Annotated in this window: 18 protein-coding genes; 9 read left to right on the forward strand and 9 right to left on the reverse strand. The window is 67.6% G+C overall.

The features are described from left to right. Positions 1-41 precede the first annotated feature (41 nt). The 6 genes from AB0M67_RS39360 to AB0M67_RS39385 form a co-directional block, all read right to left on the reverse strand. Entirely contained in the window at positions 42-911 is an 870-nt protein-coding gene (locus AB0M67_RS39360) for a carbohydrate ABC transporter permease (protein WP_365752789.1), read from the reverse strand. A gap of 65 nt (positions 912-976) precedes the next feature. Next, complete coding sequence (locus AB0M67_RS39365) at positions 977-1,858, reverse strand: sugar ABC transporter permease (RefSeq protein WP_240045926.1); 882 nt, start codon at positions 1,856-1,858, stop codon at positions 977-979. Between the two features lie 268 nt (positions 1,859-2,126). Next, the gene (locus AB0M67_RS39370; RefSeq protein ID WP_365752752.1) at positions 2,127-3,398 is read right to left on the reverse strand and encodes an extracellular solute-binding protein; all 1,272 of its coding nucleotides are present in this window, start codon (positions 3,396-3,398) and stop codon (positions 2,127-2,129) included. Positions 3,399-4,178: 780 nt separating this feature from the next. Beyond that, a complete protein-coding gene (locus AB0M67_RS39375; protein WP_365752754.1) occupies positions 4,179-5,783 on the reverse strand; it encodes a beta-N-acetylhexosaminidase in 1,605 nt (534 codons plus the stop codon). A 626-nt stretch (positions 5,784-6,409) separates the two neighbouring features. Next, entirely contained in the window at positions 6,410-7,198 is a 789-nt protein-coding gene (locus tag AB0M67_RS39380) for a DeoR/GlpR family DNA-binding transcription regulator (RefSeq protein ID WP_365752755.1), read from the reverse strand. Between the two features lie 469 nt (positions 7,199-7,667). Beyond that, the gene (locus tag AB0M67_RS39385) at positions 7,668-8,528 is read right to left on the reverse strand and encodes an enoyl-CoA hydratase/isomerase family protein (protein ID WP_365752756.1); all 861 of its coding nucleotides are present in this window, start codon (positions 8,526-8,528) and stop codon (positions 7,668-7,670) included. An 81-nt stretch (positions 8,529-8,609) separates the two neighbouring features. Between AB0M67_RS39385 and AB0M67_RS39390 the strand changes: the two genes are divergently transcribed. Together AB0M67_RS39390 and AB0M67_RS39395 are read left to right on the forward strand one after the other, a co-directional pair. Then, complete coding sequence (locus AB0M67_RS39390; RefSeq protein WP_356518328.1) at positions 8,610-9,194, forward strand: TetR/AcrR family transcriptional regulator; 585 nt, start codon at positions 8,610-8,612, stop codon at positions 9,192-9,194. Positions 9,195-9,632: 438 nt separating this feature from the next. Next, positions 9,633-9,998 (forward strand): hypothetical protein, encoded by a 366-nt coding sequence (locus AB0M67_RS39395; protein WP_365752757.1) that lies wholly within the window; start codon positions 9,633-9,635, stop codon positions 9,996-9,998. Positions 9,999-10,198: 200 nt separating this feature from the next. On the opposite strand, the gene AB0M67_RS39400 is transcribed toward AB0M67_RS39395, so the two are convergent. Then, positions 10,199-10,549 carry a helix-turn-helix transcriptional regulator gene (locus AB0M67_RS39400; RefSeq protein ID WP_365752758.1) on the reverse strand — a complete coding sequence of 117 codons (351 nt, stop codon included), beginning with the start codon at positions 10,547-10,549 and terminating at the stop codon, positions 10,199-10,201. Between the two features lie 39 nt (positions 10,550-10,588). Here AB0M67_RS39400 and AB0M67_RS39405 point away from each other — a divergent pair, with 39 nt between their 5' ends. From AB0M67_RS39405 to AB0M67_RS39430, 6 genes are all read left to right on the forward strand, one after another. After that, entirely contained in the window at positions 10,589-11,158 is a 570-nt protein-coding gene (locus AB0M67_RS39405; RefSeq protein WP_365752760.1) for a hypothetical protein, read from the forward strand. A gap of 5 nt (positions 11,159-11,163) precedes the next feature. Then, positions 11,164-11,535, forward strand: coding sequence for a hypothetical protein (locus AB0M67_RS39410; RefSeq protein ID WP_365752762.1), 372 nt, complete (start codon positions 11,164-11,166; stop codon positions 11,533-11,535). Continuing rightward, positions 11,532-13,358 (forward strand): hypothetical protein, encoded by a 1,827-nt coding sequence (locus AB0M67_RS39415; protein WP_365752764.1) that lies wholly within the window; start codon positions 11,532-11,534, stop codon positions 13,356-13,358. Before AB0M67_RS39410 ends, AB0M67_RS39415 begins: the two co-directional genes overlap by 4 nt. 641 nt (positions 13,359-13,999) lie before the next feature. Then, positions 14,000-14,419 (forward strand): hypothetical protein, encoded by a 420-nt coding sequence (locus AB0M67_RS39420; protein WP_365752766.1) that lies wholly within the window; start codon positions 14,000-14,002, stop codon positions 14,417-14,419. Positions 14,420-15,089: 670 nt separating this feature from the next. After that, positions 15,090-15,299, forward strand: a complete 210-nt coding sequence (locus AB0M67_RS39425) for a hypothetical protein (protein ID WP_365752768.1) — start codon at positions 15,090-15,092, stop codon at positions 15,297-15,299. Beyond that, positions 15,296-15,985, forward strand: a complete 690-nt coding sequence (locus tag AB0M67_RS39430; RefSeq protein ID WP_365752770.1) for a restriction endonuclease — start codon at positions 15,296-15,298, stop codon at positions 15,983-15,985. The genes AB0M67_RS39425 and AB0M67_RS39430 overlap by 4 nt, the downstream gene beginning before the upstream one ends. 150 nt (positions 15,986-16,135) lie before the next feature. Here AB0M67_RS39430 and AB0M67_RS39435 read toward each other — a convergent pair whose 3' ends face one another. Next, the gene (locus tag AB0M67_RS39435; protein WP_365752771.1) at positions 16,136-16,675 is read right to left on the reverse strand and encodes a putative immunity protein; all 540 of its coding nucleotides are present in this window, start codon (positions 16,673-16,675) and stop codon (positions 16,136-16,138) included. Between the two features lie 289 nt (positions 16,676-16,964). Continuing rightward, positions 16,965-17,870 carry a hypothetical protein gene (locus AB0M67_RS39440; protein WP_365752773.1) on the reverse strand — a complete coding sequence of 302 codons (906 nt, stop codon included), beginning with the start codon at positions 17,868-17,870 and terminating at the stop codon, positions 16,965-16,967. A 140-nt stretch (positions 17,871-18,010) separates the two neighbouring features. On the opposite strand from AB0M67_RS39440, the gene AB0M67_RS39445 reads away from it, so the two are divergent. Further along, the gene (locus AB0M67_RS39445; protein ID WP_365752774.1) at positions 18,011-21,400 is read left to right on the forward strand and encodes a tetratricopeptide repeat protein; all 3,390 of its coding nucleotides are present in this window, start codon (positions 18,011-18,013) and stop codon (positions 21,398-21,400) included. Positions 21,401-21,441: the final 41 nt, after the last annotated feature.

Below are 21,441 nucleotides of genomic sequence, written 5' to 3' on the forward strand. Positions count from 1 at the left end.
CCGGATGAAGAGGGATACGCGGATGGAGCGTGGAGTGGTCGCTACTTCACCGATCCGGCGGTGAGCCCCGAGACGACATGGCGCTCGATGACAGCGAAGAGCACGACCACCGGCACGATGGCGACGACCGATCCGGCGAACAAGTAGTTCCACTGGACGGTGTAGTTGCCGATGAAGTTGTTGATGCCGACGGTGAGCGGCTGATTCTCGGGAACGGTCGACAGGGTCAGGCCCATGACGAACTCGTTCCAGGCCGCGACGAAGGTGAAGATCACCGCGGTCACCACGCCAGGCATGGCCAGCGGCAGCGTCACCTTGAGCAGGGCGCGAACCCGGCCGAGACCGTCGATCATCGCGGCCTCCTCCAGCTCCACCGGGATGGACCTGATGTAGGCGGTGAGAATCCAGATGGCGAAAGCCAAGTTGAAGGCGGCGTTGCAGAGGATCAGCGTCCAGACCGAGTTGAGCATCTGCAGCTGATAGAACTCGCGGTACAGACCGACCAGCAGCGAGGTCGGCTGGAACATCTGGGTGACCAGGACCAGGAGCAGGAAGAGCGTGCGGCCACGGAACTTCACCCGCGCGGTGTAGTAGGCGGCGGGCAGTGCCACCAGCAGCACGAGCAGTGTCGCGCCGACGGCGACCAGCAGTGTGACGCGGAGGTTCGCGCCCAGGCTCGACTCGCGCCACACGTCGATGAAGTTGGACCAGGCGAACTGCCGCGGCAGATACGTGGCGTCGCGCAGTTCGGTCGCCGGACGCAGAGCCGTGATCACCATCTGCACATACGGCAGCAGAAACACGGCTGCCAGGAGCCAGGCGGTCGAGGCTATGACGAGTGTGCGGGGCCTGATACGGCGACGTCGACCGCTGTTCGACGAACCGTCAGTGGATGCCGCGGGTTTCCGCACCGCCGTAGCCGGCGATGTCACCGATGGGCGAGTAAGGCCGCTGATCGTCTGTGCTTGCCGAGCCATCAGCTCTCCTCCTCGTTCCAGCGGCTGACCTTGAGGAACACGAGCACCATCACGACGACGAGTGCGAAGTTCACCACGGACATCGCCGCGGACTCACCGATGTCCGTGTCCTTGAGCTGGTACATGAACACGGTGGAGGTGGCGGTCTCGCTGGCCGGGCCACCCTGTGTCATGCCCCAGATGACGGGGAAGGAATTGAAGACATTGATCAGGTTGATGACCAGGCCGACCAGGAAGGCCGGGCGCAGCAGCGGCAAGGTGATCAGCCGGTAGGTCTGCCAGGTGCTGGTGCCGTCGACCTTCGCGGCCTCGTACACCTCCGCGGGCACGGTCTGGAGACCGGCGAGCAGTGTGTAGGTGGTGAAGGGAAGCGACACGAAGACAGCGACGAACATCATCCACGGCCACGCGGTGGCGGGGTCACCGAGCCAGTCCTTGGGGCTGTCGATGAGACCGAGGTCGGTCATCGCGGTGTTCAGGACCCCCGCGGTCTGGTTGAGCATCCACTTGAAGCCGATGGCCGTCATCAGCACGGATGCGGCCCAGGGTGCGATCAGCGCCCAGCGGGTGAGCCGCCGCCCCGGGAACCGCTGGTTGAAGAGTTGGGCCAGCGCCAGCGAGAGGAGCATTGTCAGCCCGACAACGCCGACCGTCCAGACCACGGTGGAGATGAGGACTTTGCCGAGCCCGGGCTCGTCGAACAGCTCGCGGTACTTGTCCAGTCCGGCTGAGCCACGAACGAATCCGCTGGCGCTGATCCGTTGAAAGGATGTGTGGACCATCTCGTAGACGGGCCAGACCACAACACCCAGGATCAGCAGGACGGCAGGGGCTATCCAGGGCAGCGGACCGAGTGCGGCAAGGCCCGATCGCCTGCCCACGGGCCTTTCCGGGCGCGATCCCCGGGATGTGGTGGTGGCAGAACTGAGAGACACGGTCTGTGCCTTCCGTGTGTGCGGCAGATACCGCGCGGTGAGCGACGTGCTGAGGGAGGACGGTGCGAGGAGGCTCCTCCGCGGCCTCCGGCCGTGCCCGGGTGCCGGAACTATCACAGCACCTGGGCAGGCGCTTCCTGAGCAGTGCGACTCCGGCAACGCCACGAGGTGCGTGCCAGGCGTCGCGGGCCCATGAAGACCGACCGGACAGGGCCTAGTTTCCGGCGGAGGCTTCCTCCGCCTTCTTCTGAAGGTCGCCCAGAACCTCGCCTGGATCGCGGGAAAGGGCGGTGCCGACCGTCTTCTTGATCTCGGCCGAGACGGCGTCCCAGCTGGTGTCACCCAGTGGATAGAAGGCCGCCTGGGGCAACAGGGCGAAGAACGGCTCCAAGTCCTTGTGCTTCCCGCCGGAATTCATCTCCCGCAGGCTGTCCTTGGTCACCGGCATCAGGTTGTACGTCTCGTCGAACTTGGTGATGTTCTCCTTGGAGTAGACGAAGTCCAGGAGCTTCTTGATCTGCTCCTTGTGGCCGTTGTCCTTGAAGGCCATCATCCAGTCGGCCACGCCCAGGGTGGACTTGAGGGCCCCGGCCTTGCCGGGGATCGGCGCGACGGCATAGTCGATCTTGCCGTCCCGCGACATCTGGATCAGCGACGGATGCCCGTTGAGCATCGCGGTCTTGCCGGCGGCGAAGTCCGCGAACGCCGTCTTACGGTCCGTCGTCGCGGGGTTGGTGTATGTGAGCCCCGGATCCACCAGATTGGTCTTGAGCCAGTTGAATGTCTCCACGTTGGCCCGGCTGTTGATGGCGTACTTTCCGGACGCGTCCGTGATGCCACCCCCGTTGCCCAGTTCCCACATCATGCTCTCGCCCTGCGCCTCCTCCGGGCCGAGCGGCAGGGCGTAGGGGGTGATGCCGGGGACCTTCGCCTTGATGAGCTCGGCGGCAGCCTGTACCTCTGCCCAGGTCTTCGGGGCCTCGGTGATGCCGGCCTTGGCGAAGATCGCCTTGTTGTAGAAGAACGCGCGGGTCGAGGACACGAAGGGGATGCCGTACTGGACACCGTCGACTTCCCCGGCATTCGAGAATGTGTCGAGGAAGTTGGCGTGCGTGGCCGGCGACAGCACGTCGCGAGCCGGGTAGAGAAGGTCGTCGGCAACCTTCTCCGCGTAGCCACCGGTCTGCAGTACATCCGGCATGTTGCCACTCTGGATCATCGTCTTGACCTTTTTGTCGATGTCGTTCCAGTTGACGATCTGGACATCGACCTTGATCTTCGCGTTCGCGGCCTCGAATCTCTTGGCCACATCGCCCCAGTAGATCTGGGAGCTGTTCGTCGCCTTGTCGCCATAGTCGGCCGCAACGACCTTGAGGGTGACGGTTCCGTCGCCGGAAGCGCCGTTGTCACCCCCGCCGCCGCACGCCGTGAGCGTGAGAGCACCGACCGTGGAGACCGCCACGAGGGTGAGCACCTGCCTGTTCACAACAGTTACCTCTTTCAAGACAGCTTCCTGTGCGCACTCGCGGAGCGCGACGGAAGCGGCTTTCGAACCATGCCGCTCGGACGGCGGCCACGGCGGTCTTGACCGCACCCGGACCGGGCCTCGGCGTGTTGGTTCCTGAAACGTGACGCTCGGAGGTGCTCGATCAATGAGCGACACCTTCAAGCGATGTGCCCCTGATTCACAGGTGCGAGCGAGGGCACGTGGCCCAACGTCGATCATCGATCAAGAATGCTCAACTCTGTTGCTTTCAAAGCCAATTCTTGCAGTAAACGTCACCATGTCAAGAGGTGCGATGCGTCGGGAGCGGGCTATTTCGGCATCAACTCGGAGGTCACGACACGGATGTGAGCCCTGGCTCGTCGCACGCGCAGGCGTGGCCGATGTGTGTAGCTGCTTGTTCAGACCAAAGGATGAACTGCATCGCGCATGCCGCGCGCATATGTGGGCGAAGGCCCGCGTGGACAGTTGGACGCTTCGGCGATCACAACGACTTGCCGGGTCCGCGCAGGTGTGATGCCGGCCTCTCCCCTGTTCCGAGCCGTCGCACCGTGCGTGGCGGCCATACCCCGGGGCCTGGTAACGCTGAATCCCCGGTCACCGAAACCGGGGATTCACGGCGCGATGGGTAGTCCACCACCACTACCTGACCGCCCCGTCGAGCGACCGGCGAGGCCACTACCGGGCAGCACGGACACCGGAGGTGTCGACGGGTGCCCGACCATCCTGGTCACTTTCTGGCTCTACGGAACTGACGGCACGTCAGCTGACGTTCGCCCAGGGGACGTCAGGCGCGGCGTAGAAGCCGATTCCCGCGGCCTTCCAGCGCGGACCCTGGGCTGCCAGACGGGAGCTGAACCGCGTCCAGTCGTGCGTGGACTTCGGAGACCAGCCGATCTCGGCGACCGCGGGCAGCCGAGGGAAGGCCATGAAGTCCGTGTAGACCGAAGGCTCGACGAACTGTGACGTCGACGTCGGCAATTCATTGCTGCCGGTGTACGCACGGTCGGCCCACAGCGCCGCTTCCACGCCCGCGATCCGGTTGGCGGGGACAACGGGAGAAGTCCCGTCCGGCTTCGCGGTCACCGTAGTGGGATCCCAGTCGTACGCGTTCTTGACCGGCACATAGCCGGCCCACCTCAGCCCGTAAGGTGTGGAGCCGTCGTACTTCATGTCGAGGTAGGAGCGGTCGGCCGGGGACATGATGAACGACGCGTTCTGCGCGACACCCTTCCTCGCCAGGAGGATGTCCTTGTGCTCCTCGGCCGTGCCGATCGTTTCCCTTGCGCCTTCGTCGCCCCAGTACTGCATGAGACTGCCGGCGGGGATGGTGCCCGCGCTGAGATCGTGCCAGCCGATCACCTTCTTGCCCTGCGCCTGTACGGCGGAAGTCGCCGCCTGGACATAGGCCTTGTACTCCTCGGCAGGCCTCGCCGGGACCTCGTCACCACCGACGTGGATGTACGGGCCGGGGGTGAGCGCGGCCACTTCGGTCATCACTGTGGTCAGGAACTTGCTCACATTGGCGATGTGCTGCGGATCGCGGAGACACACCACACTGATTTTGACGTCGAAGCCCGAGTACGGCGGAATGGCCTTGTCGTCGCAGTTGATATCAGGCACCGAGGCTTGCGCGGCGCTGGTGTGGCCAGGGCCGTCGATCTCGGGGACCACGGTGATGAACCGCGACTTCGCGTAGGCGACGATCTCCTGGTACTGCGCCTTGGTGTAGAACCAGGAACCTCCCCTGAAGCCGCTCTGCGTACTGGCTCCGGCCTTGGTGAGGTTGGGGAGCGCGTCGATGGCGATCCGCCAGCCCTGGTCATCGGTCAGATGAAGGTGCAGAGTGTTCATCTTGTACGCGGCGGCCTGGTCGATGTAGCGCTTGACGTCGGCAACCGGGTAGAAGCGTCGGGCCACGTCCAGCATCGTGCTGCGGTAGCTGTAGCGCGGTTTGTCGGTGATGTGGACGGGGGCGACGGTCCAGCGGGCGCGCTGGACCGTCCGCGACTCGACTGCGGCGGGCAGCAGTTGACGTAGCGTCTGAATCCCGCGGAACAGACCTTCGGCACCGCGCGCGGTGAGCCGCACCCCCTCGGCGCGAGAGGTGAGTATGTAGCCCTCTTCGCCCAGCGACTTCGGTCCGCCCTGGTTCAGGGTGATGGCGGGACGGTAATCCTGCCTGCCCGCCTCCACCTTGAGGTCGTAACCCGTCGCGGGACGGAGGAGGCGACCCAGGTACCTTCCCACCTCTCGCGAGTCGGGGTCAGGGCTCTTCACGATGATGGGGGTTTCCGCCCCGATGGTGAACCCGGGCCCCTTGAGAGCCCGCTCGGACTCCGGCTGCGGCACGACCGGCGGCAGCACGGCGGCAGTGCTCCGGGTATGTGGCGCACCGACTGCCCCGGGCATACCAACGTAGGCGAGCGCTCCGGTCAGGACCGTCACGCAGATGAGGCTTCCAAGGGAACCCGGAGAAGTGAGTGAGCGTCGGTTGAATCGATGCCGAGGTGGACGGGACTGCATAGCAACTCCATGACGTGTAGGGGCTATGTGACCGTACGGTGAAGCGAGACTCCACCCTCATGCTCGATACTGTCAAGGATGCTGGCCAAACAAGCATTAATGAGCAACCGGCGCTACTGGAGCTCACCCTGATACTTCCGGCTCGCGTCGGGGAACAGCGAAGGGTGTTCTCCCAGTTGGAAGGCCACATCGTTCCGATAGGCCTGATTCCGCCCACAGGTGATGGCGGGCCCGGCGCGATCGGCGGCGGCCGGCAGTGCTGAGCCGAACCAGACAGGTTCCGACACTCCGGCGCCGGCCGGGACTCGGACGCGAGGCGGCGGGGTGCCGCTCGGCAGGCGCTGGAGCGGGACCGTGGGCGTACGACGGCGCCGGTCTTGAGAGCCCGGGAGTGACAAGCCGGGAGAGGAAGCGCCTCGGGGGGCGACGAGTCCTGGGCGTCAGGCCGGGACTACGAGTCCCGGACGTCAGGCGCGGATGACGTCCACGCCAACAGCGCTGAACGGCTCGGTGAGTTCGGCCGCCGCGCCCTTGTCCGTCACCAGCACATCGATGTCCCGCGCCGGACAGATCCTGGCGAAGGCCCGCCGGCCCAGCTTGGTCGAATCCGCCACCACCACAACCTGCTGGGCCCGCTGGGCCAGCGCCCGGTTGATGCTTGCCTCACCCTCGTGCCGCGCCGTCGCGCCATGCGTGACGTCGATCGCGTCAACACCCAGGAAGACCTGGTCGAGGGTGATCTCCGCCAGCAACTCGGTGGCCAGCGGGCCGACGAGCTCGTAGGACGCCGGTCGTGCCACGCCACCGGTCACAACGAGCTTCACATGGCGTCGTACCACCAGTTCGTTGGCGATGTTCAGCGCGTTGGTGACGATCGTGAACGAGGCTTCGGCGCCATTCGAGGTCAGATCGGCGCGGGCGGACAGGGCTCGCGCGATCTCGGTGGTCGTGGTGCCGCCGTTCAGACCCACTACCGCACCGGCCCTCACCAGGCCCGCCGCGGTCTGAGCGATCCGCCCCTTCTCCGGCGCGTTGCGGGCCGCCTTGTAGCGCAGGGGCAGATCGTATGCGATCGCGTTGATCGCGGCACCGCCATGGGTGCGCGTGACCATGTTCTGCCGGGCGAGCTCGTCGAGGTCCCGGCGGATCGTCGCGGTGGAGACGGCCAGTTCCGTTGCGGCAGCGTCGACCTCGATGCGGCCGTCACGCGTCAACATTTCCAGCAGGGCACTCCACCGTGCCTGCACTGACGCCATCCGCAGTCCCCTTGTCTGTGTACCTACCAGTAATCAAACCACAGGCCGACAGGCATGGGCCTGTCCAGTAGAGTTCATTTCTTCAGTGTTTCGCGCACAAATCGTCACCGGTCGCAGAAAGTTGGCCACTCCGAGGACGACGGCAAGGTGGCGGGCGCGGCCAAGGCATTGACCGCCAGGACGAGAACGGACCGGGCGGGGACCTCAATGGCACTGCTGTCGGGTGTTCACGGGTACGTCCCACCTGCGGGGTCGGAGGCAATTGAAGATCGCTTCCCGTCTGGTGGTTGATCGTTTCCCAGATGGTGGGTCAGCGGGGCCGGGGCTGGGAGGCCCACCGAGGATGAAAAGGCTCCTTGATGGCTCGTTGCAATTCATTGTGACGCGACGGTTTGCTCCACAGGTGAACTCCACCTCTCGCTCGGCGCCGAGCGAGAGGGACCGCGCTCATGTCGTGGACGGCCGCTGATCAGAGGCTGTCGAGGATGCGCTCCAGGTCGCGTTCGCCCTCTCGGGTTTGCACGCCCGCGGCGAGCTGCTTGTGGGCCGACGCGACCATATCGTCGGTGAACAGGGAGTACAGCGCGGCGTTCTCCACGGCGTACGCCTGGTGGGGGATTTTCGGTGTGATGGTCTCGACGGTGGCCTTGATGGCGGCGACGACCTCGGGGCGCAGGCGAGCGATCCGGCGCGCCAGCCGGTCGACGAAGGCGTCGATCTCGTTGGCAGGGACCGCGCGGTTGACCAGGCCGTAGCGTTCGGCCAGCTCGGCGTCGACCAGCTCGCTGCCGAGGAGCAGTTCCAGTGCGCGTCCCCGGCCGAGCAGGCGGGTCATGTTGACCGTTCCGCCGCCGCCGGGAAGGATATCCATCACGGCCTCGGGCTGGGCCTGGCCGGACCGGCCGATCGCCGCGAACCGCATGTCGAGGTACATAAGAAACTCGTTGCCGGCGCCCCGGGCGAAGCCGGCGATCTTGCCGATGGTGACCTGCGGCAGGCTGCGCACCTCGTCGCTCACGGCCTCCAGGATGTTCATGCCGTCCGGGACGGGCACGTCCGGCGCGGCGGCGACCGCGGCGGCTGTGGCGGCGGGCAGCGCCTCCGGATCGGTGAGGTAAGCCATGTCGCCGTGCGCGCTGAAGAACTCCGGGTCGGCGCTGTCGAACACAACGACGCGGACGTCGGTGTCGTGGCGCACCCGGTTGACGAAGCCGCGCAGTGACGGCAGCAGGACACCGTCCATCAGGTTCAGCGGCGGGTGGTCGAGGGTGACGGTTGCGACACCGTTGTCCACCGTGATCCGCAGACCGGTCAGGTCGTCGTAGGGCATGTAGACTCCTTCGATAAGTGGGGAGTTTCCCCGGTAATGAGTATGTGGGGACTCTCCCCATTTAGTCAATGAGGAGTGATCTTGGTTACAGCACGCCCGCTTCGCGCCGACGCGCAGCGCAACCGCGACGCGATCCTGATCGCAGCACGCGAAGCGTTCGAGGCGGACGGAGTGTTCGCCTCGCTCGACGCGATCGCGTTGCGCGCCGGTGTCGGCAACGCCACCCTCTACCGGAACTTCCCCACCCGGGACGACCTGCTCGCCGCGGTCATCGAGGGCTTCTTCATCCGAGCGCTGACGGAGGCCGACGAGTTGTCCCGCACGCTGCCGCCGGGCGGGGCGCTCGTCGAGTGGCTGGTGCGGGTGAGCTGGGGGATGCGGATCTGGCACGACCTGCCGGCCTGTCTCGCCACCGCGCACCACGACGACGCCTCGCCGCTGCAATCGGCGAATGCGCCGTTGGTGGAGCGGGTCGGCGTCCTGCTGGACACGGCCAAGGCGGCCGGTGAGGTGGCCGGCGAGATCACCGCGGACGAGGTGTTCGAACTGGTCCTCGCCCTGTCCTGGGGCATCGACCGTTTCGGTGACGACGAGACGAAGGCGCGACGTCGGACAACGATGGCGACGGCAGGGATCTTCGCATGGGAACCTCAGGTTTGCTTGTGATCGTTTCCCAGTTGGCGTGGGTCGCAGTCTCCGCTCTGACAGCGGGCCGGAACGGCTCGGAGATCGCAGGGCCACGGCACGCGATATCTCGGCCGGGCGCGGAGACCCGTGAGCTACGGGACGCCCACCCCACACCTGCGTGACATGCCACTGGGAGGCTGCGGCGGCCCGGCGCGGGGCGGCGCCTTCGAGGGAGAACCGCCGGATGACCTTCTCGCGCAACGCACACCCGGCGGCGTGGACGCTTCATCCGGGTGACGCCTCAGACGGAGGCAGTCCGTCCATATCAAATGGTGGACATAAGGCGGGCGAAAGTGGTCGCTTGGGGACATTTGCGGTCACCTTCTGTGATCTTGCTGTGGTCCCTTCTACGGTTGGTGCGGGGCTTCGAGGTCCGTGGAAGCCGGCTGTCGGCTGAAGGTGACGGGCAGGATCCTGATGAAGTCGCTGTTCCAGCGTCTGGACGAGGAAGAGGCCATCGTGCGGCGGGAGTTGTCCGCCCTGCGCGAGAAGATCGCGGTCGCCGAGGAGCGGCTCGTGCGGCTGGCCATCACCCGGGAGACTGCGGCATCACTTCTGGGAGACAGCGGGGTCACCGAGGATTCCGGGACAGAGCCGGAAGAGCCCGAGCAGGCGCCTGGCTCCGAGAACTCGCCCCACGAGCCGGGCACTTCCTCCGGATCGGCAGACGGTACGTCCTCGGACAAGCCTGATCCGTCTGCGGGCCGGCTGGGCTGGGCAGAGGCCCGTGAATCGTGGCCACGAACGACGACGGCCGGAAGGAGGGAACCGGTATGGAGTTGAGGTGACGGCCGCCGGTGGGCGGCACGAAGAAGGTTGGCACCGCCGAGGGTTCAGCTCGGCGGTGCCGGTTGCGTGAGCGCCCATGCGAACGGTGGCTCCCGCGTGACCGAAGGTAGTAGACGCTCTTTCCCCTCGGAGCGCGGAGCCACGAAATCGCCATGCCCGGTCACCGTTGTGCGGTTTCCGGTGCGAATCGAGGCTCAATGTGTCCCAGTTCGATCGATAGTGATGCTCCGTGGCCACAGCGTGCTTCCCGTGAAGGCGGTCAGGCGGGCGACGGTGGCGACGTCGGGCCAGGAGCGTCCGGCCAGAAGGTCGGCGATGGCCTGCCGGTTGACGCCGGAGCCGGCCGCGGCCGCGCGCAGGCTCAGCCCCTGATCGGAAATAGCTTGGGCGAGAGCGCGGGAGATCTGGCGGACGGCTTCGGCTCCGGGGTCGGGGCTCGGCTGTTCGGGCCAGGTTTCCGGGTCTCCGGTCAGTTGCCGGGGGGAGCGTGCGCGGGCGCGTCCGCCGACCATGCGCGCACCATCCTGTCCGTCGAAGTTGATCAATCCTGGAATGGCTGCTTGTCCAGCCGGTACTCATGGACTGTGGCCCTTGATCCCGATACCTCCGCGAAGATCACCCGCTACCGGCCGAAGGACGCACCGCCGACCTGGGACAAGGTCGCGCCCCTGGTGCGGTCCGTGGTCGCCGCGGTGGTGACGGCGGTTCCGTATGACGTGGAGCGGCTGCTGCACGTTACGGCGTCCCTGGCGCTCTGGGCCGAGGGCACGGGGCTGGAGCAGGCCCCTGACGCGTGGCTGCGAAACGAGGTCATCGACGCGTTCGTGCTCTCGCGCGCCGGGGACATCGAGGCGTCGTCGGTGCGGACGTACCGGACCTGGCTGCTGCGGGTGCGCGATGCGCTGGCCTGGAGCGAGCGCGGAGAAGCGGCCCCCGCACGGCTGCACGCTGAGCCGCAGCCCCACCAGCCCTACACGACAGCGGAGTTGGCGGGACTGCGGCACTGGGCCACGCAACTGCCACGCCAGCAGGGCAGGGACGCGCTCGCCTTGCTGGGGGCTCGGCGCCGGCCTGGGACTCGCCCCGAAGGAGGTGGCGGCCAGCCGCGGCCGTCATCTGCGGCGCATTCGTCAGCAAGGTCCCTTGCTGCATAACGGCGTTGACAGCCCGGTCCCGCTCGTGGCCCGCGCCGTCTGGGAAGACATCCTCGGCGAACTGGCGAACTGGCGAACTGGCGGACCGGGCCGGGGACAGGTACCTGTTCCGGCCCCGCCGCACCGCCGAATACGCCAAGAACCTGATCGGTTCCTGGAGCCTTGTCCACCGGCCGCCCGGCCACCTGCCCGCGCTGTCGGTACGGCGGCTGCGAGCGACCTGGATCGTCGAGCTGATGGCCGCCCGCATCGACCACGACCTGATCGCGAAGGCCGCCGGACTCGCCTCGGCTGCCTCCCTTGCCCGCTACCAGCACCTGGTGCCGCCCCTCGACGAGGCCACCGCTGCACGGCTGCTGCGGGGACCGGAGCGGTGACAAAGCCCCGGGCCTGGCGGAAGTCGGAGAAGATCAAGCCGTGTCGGCCGAGGCCGGGTACCGACGCCCCGGCGAAGATCCCGGACTCGAAAGTGGGCCAGCTCGACGCGCTGTTGCACTCCTCCGGCGTGCTGGAACTGATCGACGCGGAACTGGCCGGATGCCCCGGGCCGGACGGGCTGCCGGTGCGGACCGTGCTGATGGGGCTGCTGCTGTCGCTGCACTACCACCACAGTGCCAGCCTCGCGGATGCCTGCCGGGTCCTGCTCAACGAACTGCATGAGCCCGCGCGGGGATGGCTGGGCGTCCCCGGCATCGCACAGCACGACGATCATGCCCGGATCGCGTTCTCCCGCCGTGTCTACCGGGCCTTCGACCGGCTCACCACAGTCCTTGATCCCTACCGCTGTGACCGGCGCCGCCGCCTGCCCCGAGACGAAGCAGCCCAGGTGATCGCGGCCTGGGAAGACACGGACTCCGAACGCGTCCGCCGTCGGGGCCTGTTGCAGGAGATCAGTGACCGTCTGCTGCTGGTCACCGTCCGTCTCGCACACCGCCGCGGCCTGTTCAAAGGATGGCGGGGAGACATCGGCGCCGACACCACCCCCGTCCCCGCCTGGCACCATCCGCCCAGCGAACGCCGTGACCTGGCCTCCGTCGAACACACCGCCGGCTGGCACTACTGCGGCGGCTCCGAGGAAGGCATCTTCGGACACAGCGCCACCCTGCTCGTCGCCGCCGGCCGTCGCCACCCCGCACATCATCCACAAGCGGGCCTGCGCGTCAGCCGGCACCCGCAACTCACGCTCGGCCTCGTCCTGGACACGCCCGGCAAACGAGTCGGCCCGAACGCCATCCGCGCCCTCACCGCGCTCATTCCGTTCGGTTTCCCGACCGGACTGCTGGCCGCCGACCGCGCCTACACCGACCAGAGGACCGCCCACTTCGCCCAGCCCGCACGACAGTTGGGCTACCAGCTCGTCCTCGACTACAAAAAGGATCAGCGCGGCGTCCAGGGCACCCATCAAGGCGCCCTCCTCGTCGACGGATCCCTCGCCTGCCCGGCCATGCCCACCGCGCTCGCACACGCCACCACCGGCCTCAACGACAAAGCCGTACGCGATCTGGACAACAACGTCCCCCTGACCGACCTGATCTCCACCCGCGAGCCGTACTTCCTCAAGGTCAAGGAGTCCGCAGATGAGCGCGGTGCGATCCGGCTCCAATGCCCGGCCGCCGGCCCCTCGCCCTCGGTGGCCTGCCCACGCTTCAACCGGGTCCACCACATCACACCGCCACGGCCAGCCACCGTGGACCTCACCAGCCGCCGGGCCACCGCCGCACACACTGCGGCCAAGCCCACCGTCCCCATCCCCCAAGCCGAAAGGCTGCGGCCACCGGCCACCGAGGAACTGCCCCGGATCTGCCGGAAACCCACCCTCACCGTCCGCCCCGGCGACCTCGGCAAGCTCGACAAATACCGCCAGGACCGGCACTACCTCCACCCCACCTGGCAAGACGCCTACCGACCCGGCAGAGCCAACATCGAAGGACTCAACGGCAGAGCCAAAGGCCATCACATCGACATCGCAGACCCGAGGAAACGGCTTGCGCACGGCCGGGTCGCCCAGACCATCCTCCTCGCCCTGATGATCTGCAGCATCAACCTGCACATCCTCTTCGCCTGGGACAACACGACCACGCAGACCATCAGCACCGGTGAGCCTGCTGAGATCACCGAGACCATCCGGCGCGCGCCGCGGCCCGTCGCGGCGACGGGACTTCCACCGCCGACCAGAGCCGCAGTCCACTCAAGTCTCTGACACCCCGGCAACACACAACGAACCTTCACGCGCCCGGCGACGGCCCCGGCACGTCTCCAGCACCCGAACCACCTCCGAACCCCAGGCCAGAGTCCGCCATACGGCCACCTGCCTCGCCCGCATTCGGACACCGCCTCGAACAGACCCCGGAAACGACGAAATCCCGCCCGATCAACCGATCGGACGGGAACTCGTCAACCATCCCGAGCTAACTCAAGAACAGTCGTGCTCACGGCCGTGAGGGGATTCGCTGCGGCCCGGGTTGGCCCGCGGCCCCCGCGCGCGGGGGAAGTCCCAAGCCGGGCCCCGGGCGCCGGCCGCCCGCATACCTGGGGCGCCGGCACCCGGGGCCGAGAATGACGACGCGGTATCTGAATCCGACCTGTACACAGTGCAGTTGAGACTGGAGACGAGTTCGTGATGAGCGAGCGAGTGACCGTACGCGTTCATCTGCTGATCGGAGACGAGGCCGAGATCGTGGCGGATGCCACGGTGGAGGAGCGGGCCCCGGCATCCGGCCGAGGTCCCCCCCCCCGCACACCGAACAGCAAAAGACCGGCAGGCCCGAGCCGAAGCCCAGACACCCGAAGGCGCTCGCGAAAACCCGCCGGTCACCAACCCTCCTCGAAAGGATTACGACCATGGTAGACACCCCACCAGCCGCCGGTGAAACCCTCCGCGAGATCGCCGCCCGCTACGACCGCGACTACGAGACCGTACGAGCCCTCGCCAAACGCCCCGGCTGGCCCGAGCACATCGGGAAACGGGGCCGCGCCTACGTGTACGACCCGGCCGAAGTCGACCCCATCGCATCGGAGGCCTACCAGCGCCCCGCCCCCAACCTGGAGCCCAACCGGCTCTACACCGCCCGCGAGATCGAGGCCGCCACCGGCATCAGCGCTGCGACAATCCGGGCCGACCAGACCAAGGTCCGCGCGAGTGGTACACCACGCTGGCCTGCCCCCGACGACACCACCCAGCACGCACACCGCTGGTACGGACGAACCGTCGCCGCTGAGCTGAAGAACCGCCGCGCCTACCGCCGTACGGACAAGCCGTAACCACCCAGGAGGCGCCAGGTGGTCCGCACTCTTAGCGGTGTTGGGCACCCTCGCCGGTGCCGCCCCAAACCCGTGGCTACGTGGCGCGAACACAGACCCCCCGCCGTCCCCGCCGACGCGGGCGCCCTCGGGCTCGGGCGTGAGCCCGAGGGTCTACGCAACCGATTGATCACCGCCCCGGCCGGCGTATCCCAGCCAGGAGACCGGCCGGAACGGCCGCACCATCCATCCGCCAGAACAGGAGGCGCCATATGGCGGGCGGTGAGGCAGCCGTCTTTGGTTCTCACCGAACGCGGCGATGCCGGGTGCTTCTTTGAGCTCGGGGCTGCCACGACCGGCGTTTCGGTGACGCTCCACCCAGCCGTGGTCGCGACATCGCCGGCGAGGTGGTCGTCAGCCACGCGGAAGCCGCGGACGGCGCGATCCTCCCCTAGCGATTACCCTCCCGCAAAGCGCCACCAGAGAACCACCAGAGAAGACGAGAAAGCGGCGTCACCGCACACGTTCACGACCGACTCGCCGCGCGGCATTCGGCCAGGAGGTGACTTGGCGTCAATCATCAGTAACTGGGTGAGGTGGATGGGGAGTTCGGGATACACAGGGAAGGGGGATTTCCGTCTGCCGCAGGCACGCGAAGACGGCTGACGTTGCTTGATCGGGGGCTGGACGGATGTTGACGATCAACGTGGCGGTACTGCTCACCGTCATCGTCATTCTGCGACTGCGTCGTCGCACCGAGGCCAGGAGCAGGAAGGACGAGAAGATGACCGTGGTCATCGTGCTGGCCCTGGGCGTGCTTCTCGCCCCGACGCCGGTCGGCCAGGGAATCCAGGACATCCTGGGCCAGCTTACGAGCAGCGTCACACAGGCCGGCCGATGAGCCCCCGCGCACGCAGGCGCCCGCCGGCGCGGCGGCGTACCCGGAGGCCGGGCAAGCGGCGGCAGCGAGCCGACGACCGGCTGATCGGACTCCTCGTGGCCGCGGCCCTGGCCGTCGCTCTCATGGTGGCCGCCGTCAACTGGCTGCTGGCCCACTGGTGGATCCTGATCGTCATCGGCACGCTCGCCATACTGGCGAGCGGCGGCTGGCTCCATCAGAAGCGGCAGAGAGCGCGGTGGGAAGCGGTCCGCACGCGGGGCCTGCGATACCGGCTGCCCCAGCTGGACGCCCTGCACCACTCGCGGTTCGAGGACGCGGTGCGGGATCTGCTGCGCCGTGACGGCTGCCGGGACGCGGTCCGTGTCGGGGGCGGCGGCGACCTCGGAGCGGATGTGAAGGCTACCGATCCCTACGGGCGGCACTGGGTGATCCAGTGCAAGCACCGCCGCAACGGCCTGGCCGGCTCCGCGGTGGGCACGCCGGACCTTCAGGTCCTCAACGGCACCGCCCGCCAGGTCCACGGCGCCGACATCGCGGTGATCGTGACGAACGGCCGGGTGACCGCACCCGCCGTAACCTTCGCCGAGCAGCAGCGACTTCACGTGGTCGACCGCCACACCCTGGGAGTATGGGCATCGGGCTCACGCCCCCTGTGGGAGCTGCTCCGAGCCGTCCCACCGCCTTAGTCAGGAGTTCCAGGGTTCCAGTCTCAGCTGGATACGCTCGCCGCGAAGAACAGCCCCCGGGACAAGATCTTCGCTGAGACGGTGTGAGTACGCGGTCCGAGTGCGTGTGTCGTGCCGTTGGGGCGGGGCCGCGTCGCGTGGGGCAGTCCCTCAGCCGGAGGCGCGTAGGGACGTGTCCAGGGCACTCATGAGTTGCGCGACGCGATTCTTGGCGGTCGGTGCGAGAGGGTACCGGGACAGAACGGCGATCAGAACCGGCGTCGCACGCGTCCGGGCTTGTTCAATCCGCAGGTTTCCGACCACGGGGTCGTCGCCCGCGCTCAGTTCGGCGATGCGCGCGGCGCTCGCGGCAGCGCGCAGAATGTGTCCTACCTGGGTGGCTCGCGCTATCGGGTGCAGGTACGCGGCTGCCGCGGCGTCGCCCGCGGACCGTGCGGCAAGACGTGCCGCTTCGGTGCCCGCATCCTTCGCGGCCCGGTGTGCGTCCAGTGAGGTGACACGCTGCAGCTTGGTCCTTCTCGCGCCGTTGATGAACTCCCATGCGGCATCAAGGGCTGCGCGGGGACGAGTATCACCGGGAACGGATTCCTCGAACACGGGGAGGACTTCCTGGGCGCTCTCAGCCACGTAGCGCGCCACAACTCGCAGCTCGTCCATGGTCAACTCGAAATCACCGGAGGCAGTCGTCATGGACTCGATCCTCCCACTCCTTGGACTGCTGTCCCGGTGGCGTTTCGTGGCTGTTGCTGGAACGTCGGCGCCCCATCCGTCCGTCAGTCCTTCGCTCCGTCCTCGTCGAGTCCAGGGTTGTCCAGGAACGTCCGGGGCGCGCAGGGGCCGCAGGGCCCCGGCGGCCGGGGGGAGTGAGCGAAGCGGTGGCGGCTGGGCACGCTGAGGTTGCGGCGTTTGCGCGGGAAGAGCCGGACGATGTCCTCGTCCCTGATCTCGTGCTCCTCGGCGCGGAGCTGTTCGACGCGGCTCAGAGCACTTCGGTGAGTGGCAGGGCTGTCTCCGGATGCCCGAGGTAGTGGACCGCCGCGTGCGGGTTCAAGTTCGGATTCCTCACCTTGCGACTGCTCTCGAAGACCCCTCCGTCGCAGGGGAAGAGCCGCTCCAGATGGAGCTTCGCGACGATGAAGTCGTCACGGTCGACGACATTCACCCATCGTTCGAGACGCGGCGGAACCCGCAGCGGGTTCGGCCGCAGCCTTTCGCGCACGATAGTGCGCATGCCCAACGGTGATCCGAAGGTGACCAGCAGCGGCAGGGGGTGGTTGACCCGGTGCAGCGCCTCATACGCCACGACGGTCCCCAGCGAGTGGGCGAACACCACTCTCGTCCGCGGAGTCACACATGCCAGCACCGACTCCACCGCCTGCTTGCGTACCGACTCGTCGCCGAGATAGCCGGCCACCTGGCCGAGGTGGAACATACCCCGGCTGCTCAGCGTCGCGAACCCCGACTGCGCGAGCGGCCCCACATGGGCCAGCCCCGCGACGGCGAGCCGGAAGATCTCCATGACTCCCTGCTCGGGTCCGGTGTCCTTGCCGAGCGCCGCCAACTCCCGGTCGGCGTCGGCCCGGTCGATCGGGTCGGTGGCATGCCTGGCGACGTTCCCAAGGATGTCCTGCGCGGCGTCACCTCCGATACGGGCCAGCGTCTCCGGCAGCGGACAGTCCCACTCATTCTTCGGCTCGAACGGCTTGAACAGGTGGCGGTAGTACGCCATCGAGACCGAGGTACGGCCCGACTCCAGCCCCTGGGCGTGTGCCGTGTGACCAGCCTTCCGCAGCGTCCCGGTCAGCGCGCCGACCCAGTCGGCCCGCATCTCGTCGGGCGACTCGTCCAGCGGGCCGATGCCGTGCACCATCACCACCTCCGTCACGGACCCTCCTCACTCCTCGGTCGGCGCGCCGCGTCCTCTGCGCCGCGCGACACATCTGATGTGTGTGAAAGAACGTGTGAGGACATCACCGCGGTTCCAAACCGCCTTCCATTGAAGCGGGTTCTTCCCATAATGATCAGGTGGACAAGCAGCGTTACGCATTCGTCGTGGCCTCCCAGTGGGGTGTTCATCCGAGTCTGGACACGCTCCGGGCCGAGGCAGAAGAGCTGAGAGACCTGCTGCTGGACCCGGACCGTGGCCACTGTGCGCCGGCCCATGGGGACGGACTGCTGTTCGATCCGGGCACGGTGACGCAGGTGCTCGCGGCGGTGAAGGCCGCCTTTGAGCGGGCCAACGCAGCTCGCTCGCCGATGGTGCTTGCCTTCCTCGGACATGGGTACGTCTCGCCCCAGAGCGGCTTCGTCTTCCCCGTGACAACGAGCCCGGTCCGGCCGGACCCCACGACCGCCTTCGCCGTTCCGGCCCGCCTTCGGACCCTTCTGGCAGACCATGGCGCCGTCTCCGGCCTGACCGTTGTCATCGACGCCTGCTCGGCCGGAACGGCGGCGCTGGCGGCGGCACAGGACTGGTTCCCGTCCGCGATGCACACCGGGCGTGAGATCGAAGTCCTCGCGTCCACCGATGGCAGGCCCGCCTACGGGCTGAGATTCTCCCGGGCGCTCAACCGTGCAATCCGGCACGGGCACGCCCGGCTGGAGAGGCTGATGCACAGTCGGCCGCTGGCGCTGACGTTGGGAGACACCCTGGAGGATCAACGGCCCCAGGCCGTGACCTGGAGCGGCAGCCGCCACGCGGCTGGGGGTGGAGCCGACGGCGTGAGCGGGACCGGCACCAGAATGCCGCACTGGGTCGCGCGGAATGTGGCACACAACGGCAACCTCAGCGTCGTCGCGGCCACCCCTGGAGGCGGTTTGCTGCCCAGGCTGAAGCATTTCCAGCCACCTCCCTCACTCCACGCGCTCACGAAGTCCGTCCTGGGCCACCGAGCGGTCGCGCTGCGAGGGCCGATGGGATCGGGGAAGACTACCCTTGTCGCCGCGCTCTCCCGTCCCGAACTCCTCCCGGCGGATGAGGACATGAGCGAGGGGTCGGCGGTGTGCGCTCTGATTCAACTCCGGGAGAGCTGGACCGACGAGAGCACACTCGCGGCGATGGCCCGACAGTTGGTCTTCTTCCTGCCGGGCTTCGCACGGGCGCGAGACGAGTTCGAGCGGATCACACCGCTTGCCGAACGCCAGGGACTGCCGCCCGCGCGACGCTATGTCGGGGGACCGCTCGGCCTCATGCCGGCCCGGCGGCCGGTCCGGGTCGTCATCGACGCCGTCGACCAACTGGATCGGAGCGCACGCCTCAAGGTGATCGAGCAGTTGACGCTGCTGCTCGACAGCGCGCCCGGCTGGTTCGGTATCGTCGCCACTTCTCGGGACGGGGTACGGCTGCCGGCGGAATGGCATCCGGAGTCCGTGCAGGCCGCGCGGGAAGAACAGATCAGTGGCTACCTGAACGCTCGTCACATCAGTGATGAGCAGTGGGCGCCGATCGTCAGCCAAGCAGCCGGGAACTGGTACATGGCAGCACTGCTGGCCGACTACGGGCCACGGGAGCCAGGCCGGCTGGTGACCTACGAACTGCTCTATCGGGATGTTCTGGATCAGGCGCGTCGACGCGCGCCGGACGGGCGGTCGACCTGGGTCGACGCCGTTGTCACGGTCCTCGCGGCGGCAGGCCAGGGGGCCGTACTGCCCAAGCCGCTGCTGGCTGCGGCGTCCGCCGCCATCGAGGGGCCGGGCGCCGAAGACGTCGACCACATACTGGAGTTGCTCGCGGGGCTCGTCGAACGGGCGGTGCACCCGGTTGCCGGGGAACTCCTGGGAGCGCACCACCAAGCGTTGGTGGAGCATATCGAGGAGGCGGAGTATCACCTGGAGGTGAGGTCCGGCCATGCGGCGCTGATGACCGCACTTGAGAGCATGGCTCCCATGGACCGGCACGATCCCGACGACCCGCTGCACGCGTACGCCACCGATGCGGAACCCGTTCACCTCTGGCACATCGGCTCGTACGATCGCCTCCTCGAAAGCCTGGACAGCCGCGGCTCCGCGGATGCCGCGGCGAACCGGGACCGGTGGGCCGCCTGGGGCGACCGGCTGGCGCGACGCCCGGGACCGGAGGAGCGGCCCACGCTCAGGGCCTGGCAGAAGGCTGCCTACTGGGCGGGCCGGGCCGGTTCGTACCGCCGTTCCCGGGAGATGTACGAGAAGGTGCTCGCAAGGCAGGTCCGCGCACTTCCTGTCGATGACCCGGACATTCTGGAGAGCAGACACCGCATCGCCTACGCCACCGGTGAGGTGGGCGATTTCGGTACGGCGGTCGACCTGCACGTCGCACTCCTCGCCGACCAGACCCGCCTCATCGGTGCGGACGACCGGCGGACCCTCGCCACCCGTCACCACCTCGCCTACTGGACGGGCAGGGGCGGCCGAATGGAGGAAAGCCTCCGTCTGCACGAGGAGTTGCTGCCCGACCAGACGCGCGTCCTCGGTCCGACCGACCGGGACGTCCTGGAGAGCCGACACTACATCGCCTACTGGTACGGGCGGCTCGGCCGGTACGAGGACGCCCTCGCCATGCACCACCGACTGCTGCGCGATCGCATCGAGGCGTTCGGCGAGGACCACGAGCAGATCATCTACAGCCTGATGAACATCTCCCGGTTCACCGGTGAGGCCGGGCGGCTCCGCGAGGCGCTCGACAAGCTTCGGGTCCTGCTGCCCAGGATGGAGCGGCAGAAGGGCCAGGACCACCCCACCACGCTGCTCGTCCGCCTCTACACCGCACGGTTCACCTGGGAGTACGGTGACGCGGTGCGGTCGCTCGACCTGCACCGGAAACTGGTCAGCGACCAGCGGCGCGTACTCGGCGACCACAACCATCCCGTCGTCATGATCACCCGTTTCAATATCGCCATGCTGAACGCAGAGCTGGGAGATACCGAGGGGGCGCTCGAAGAACTCCGTGAGCTCCTGGCGCGTCGGCGCGCCCGCTATCCCGCCGACAATCATCCCGAGGTGCTGACCACGCGATTCGGCATCGCGATGCTCCGTGCGTCGACGGGACACCTCGACGAGGCCACCGACTCGCTCCAGGCGGTGCTCGCCGATCGCGAGCGCGTACTGGGCGCTGGACACCCCGACGTGCTGCTCACCCGCTCCGCCCTCGGTGATGTGTTGGGCCGCGGACAAGCTCCCGGGACGGCGGCCGGCCGAGCCGAGGGCATGCTGCGCGAGGCATCGCGCCTGCAACGCGCGGCGCTGGGCGACCCCCATCCTCAGACGATGACCACCCGGGCCCGGCTGGCGAGTCTGCTGATCCGTACCGGCAGAGAGGAAGAAGCCGCGGAAGACCTGAGGGCACTACTGCCGCTGCGGGTGGACGTGCTGGGGGACAAGCATCCGGACACAGTCAGTACACGGGAGACCCTGAGTGCGCTGACAGCCAAGAGGGGATGATTCCGGCGGGCCGGGACTTGGGCCGGGCGGTGTTGGGGCGG

Origin of the sequence: Streptomyces sp. NPDC051662, assembly GCF_040681655.1 — a bacterium.
Classification (GTDB): Bacteria; Actinomycetota; Actinomycetes; order Streptomycetales; family Streptomycetaceae; genus Streptomyces.

Excerpts from the sequence above, each read along its gene's own strand:
- AB0M67_RS39380 (WP_365752755.1), bottom strand. The coding sequence starts at position 7,198 with ATGGCGTCAGTGCAGGCACGGTGGAGTGCCCTGCTGGAAATGTTGACG.
- AB0M67_RS39385 (WP_365752756.1), bottom strand. The coding sequence starts at position 8,528 with ATGCCCTACGACGACCTGACCGGTCTGCGGATCACGGTGGACAACGGT.
- AB0M67_RS39395 (WP_365752757.1), top strand. The coding sequence starts at position 9,633 with ATGAAGTCGCTGTTCCAGCGTCTGGACGAGGAAGAGGCCATCGTGCGG.
- AB0M67_RS39420 (WP_365752766.1), top strand. The coding sequence starts at position 14,000 with ATGGTAGACACCCCACCAGCCGCCGGTGAAACCCTCCGCGAGATCGCC.
- AB0M67_RS39425 (WP_365752768.1), top strand. The coding sequence starts at position 15,090 with ATGTTGACGATCAACGTGGCGGTACTGCTCACCGTCATCGTCATTCTG.
- AB0M67_RS39430 (WP_365752770.1), top strand. The coding sequence starts at position 15,296 with ATGAGCCCCCGCGCACGCAGGCGCCCGCCGGCGCGGCGGCGTACCCGG.
- AB0M67_RS39435 (WP_365752771.1), bottom strand. The coding sequence starts at position 16,675 with ATGACGACTGCCTCCGGTGATTTCGAGTTGACCATGGACGAGCTGCGA.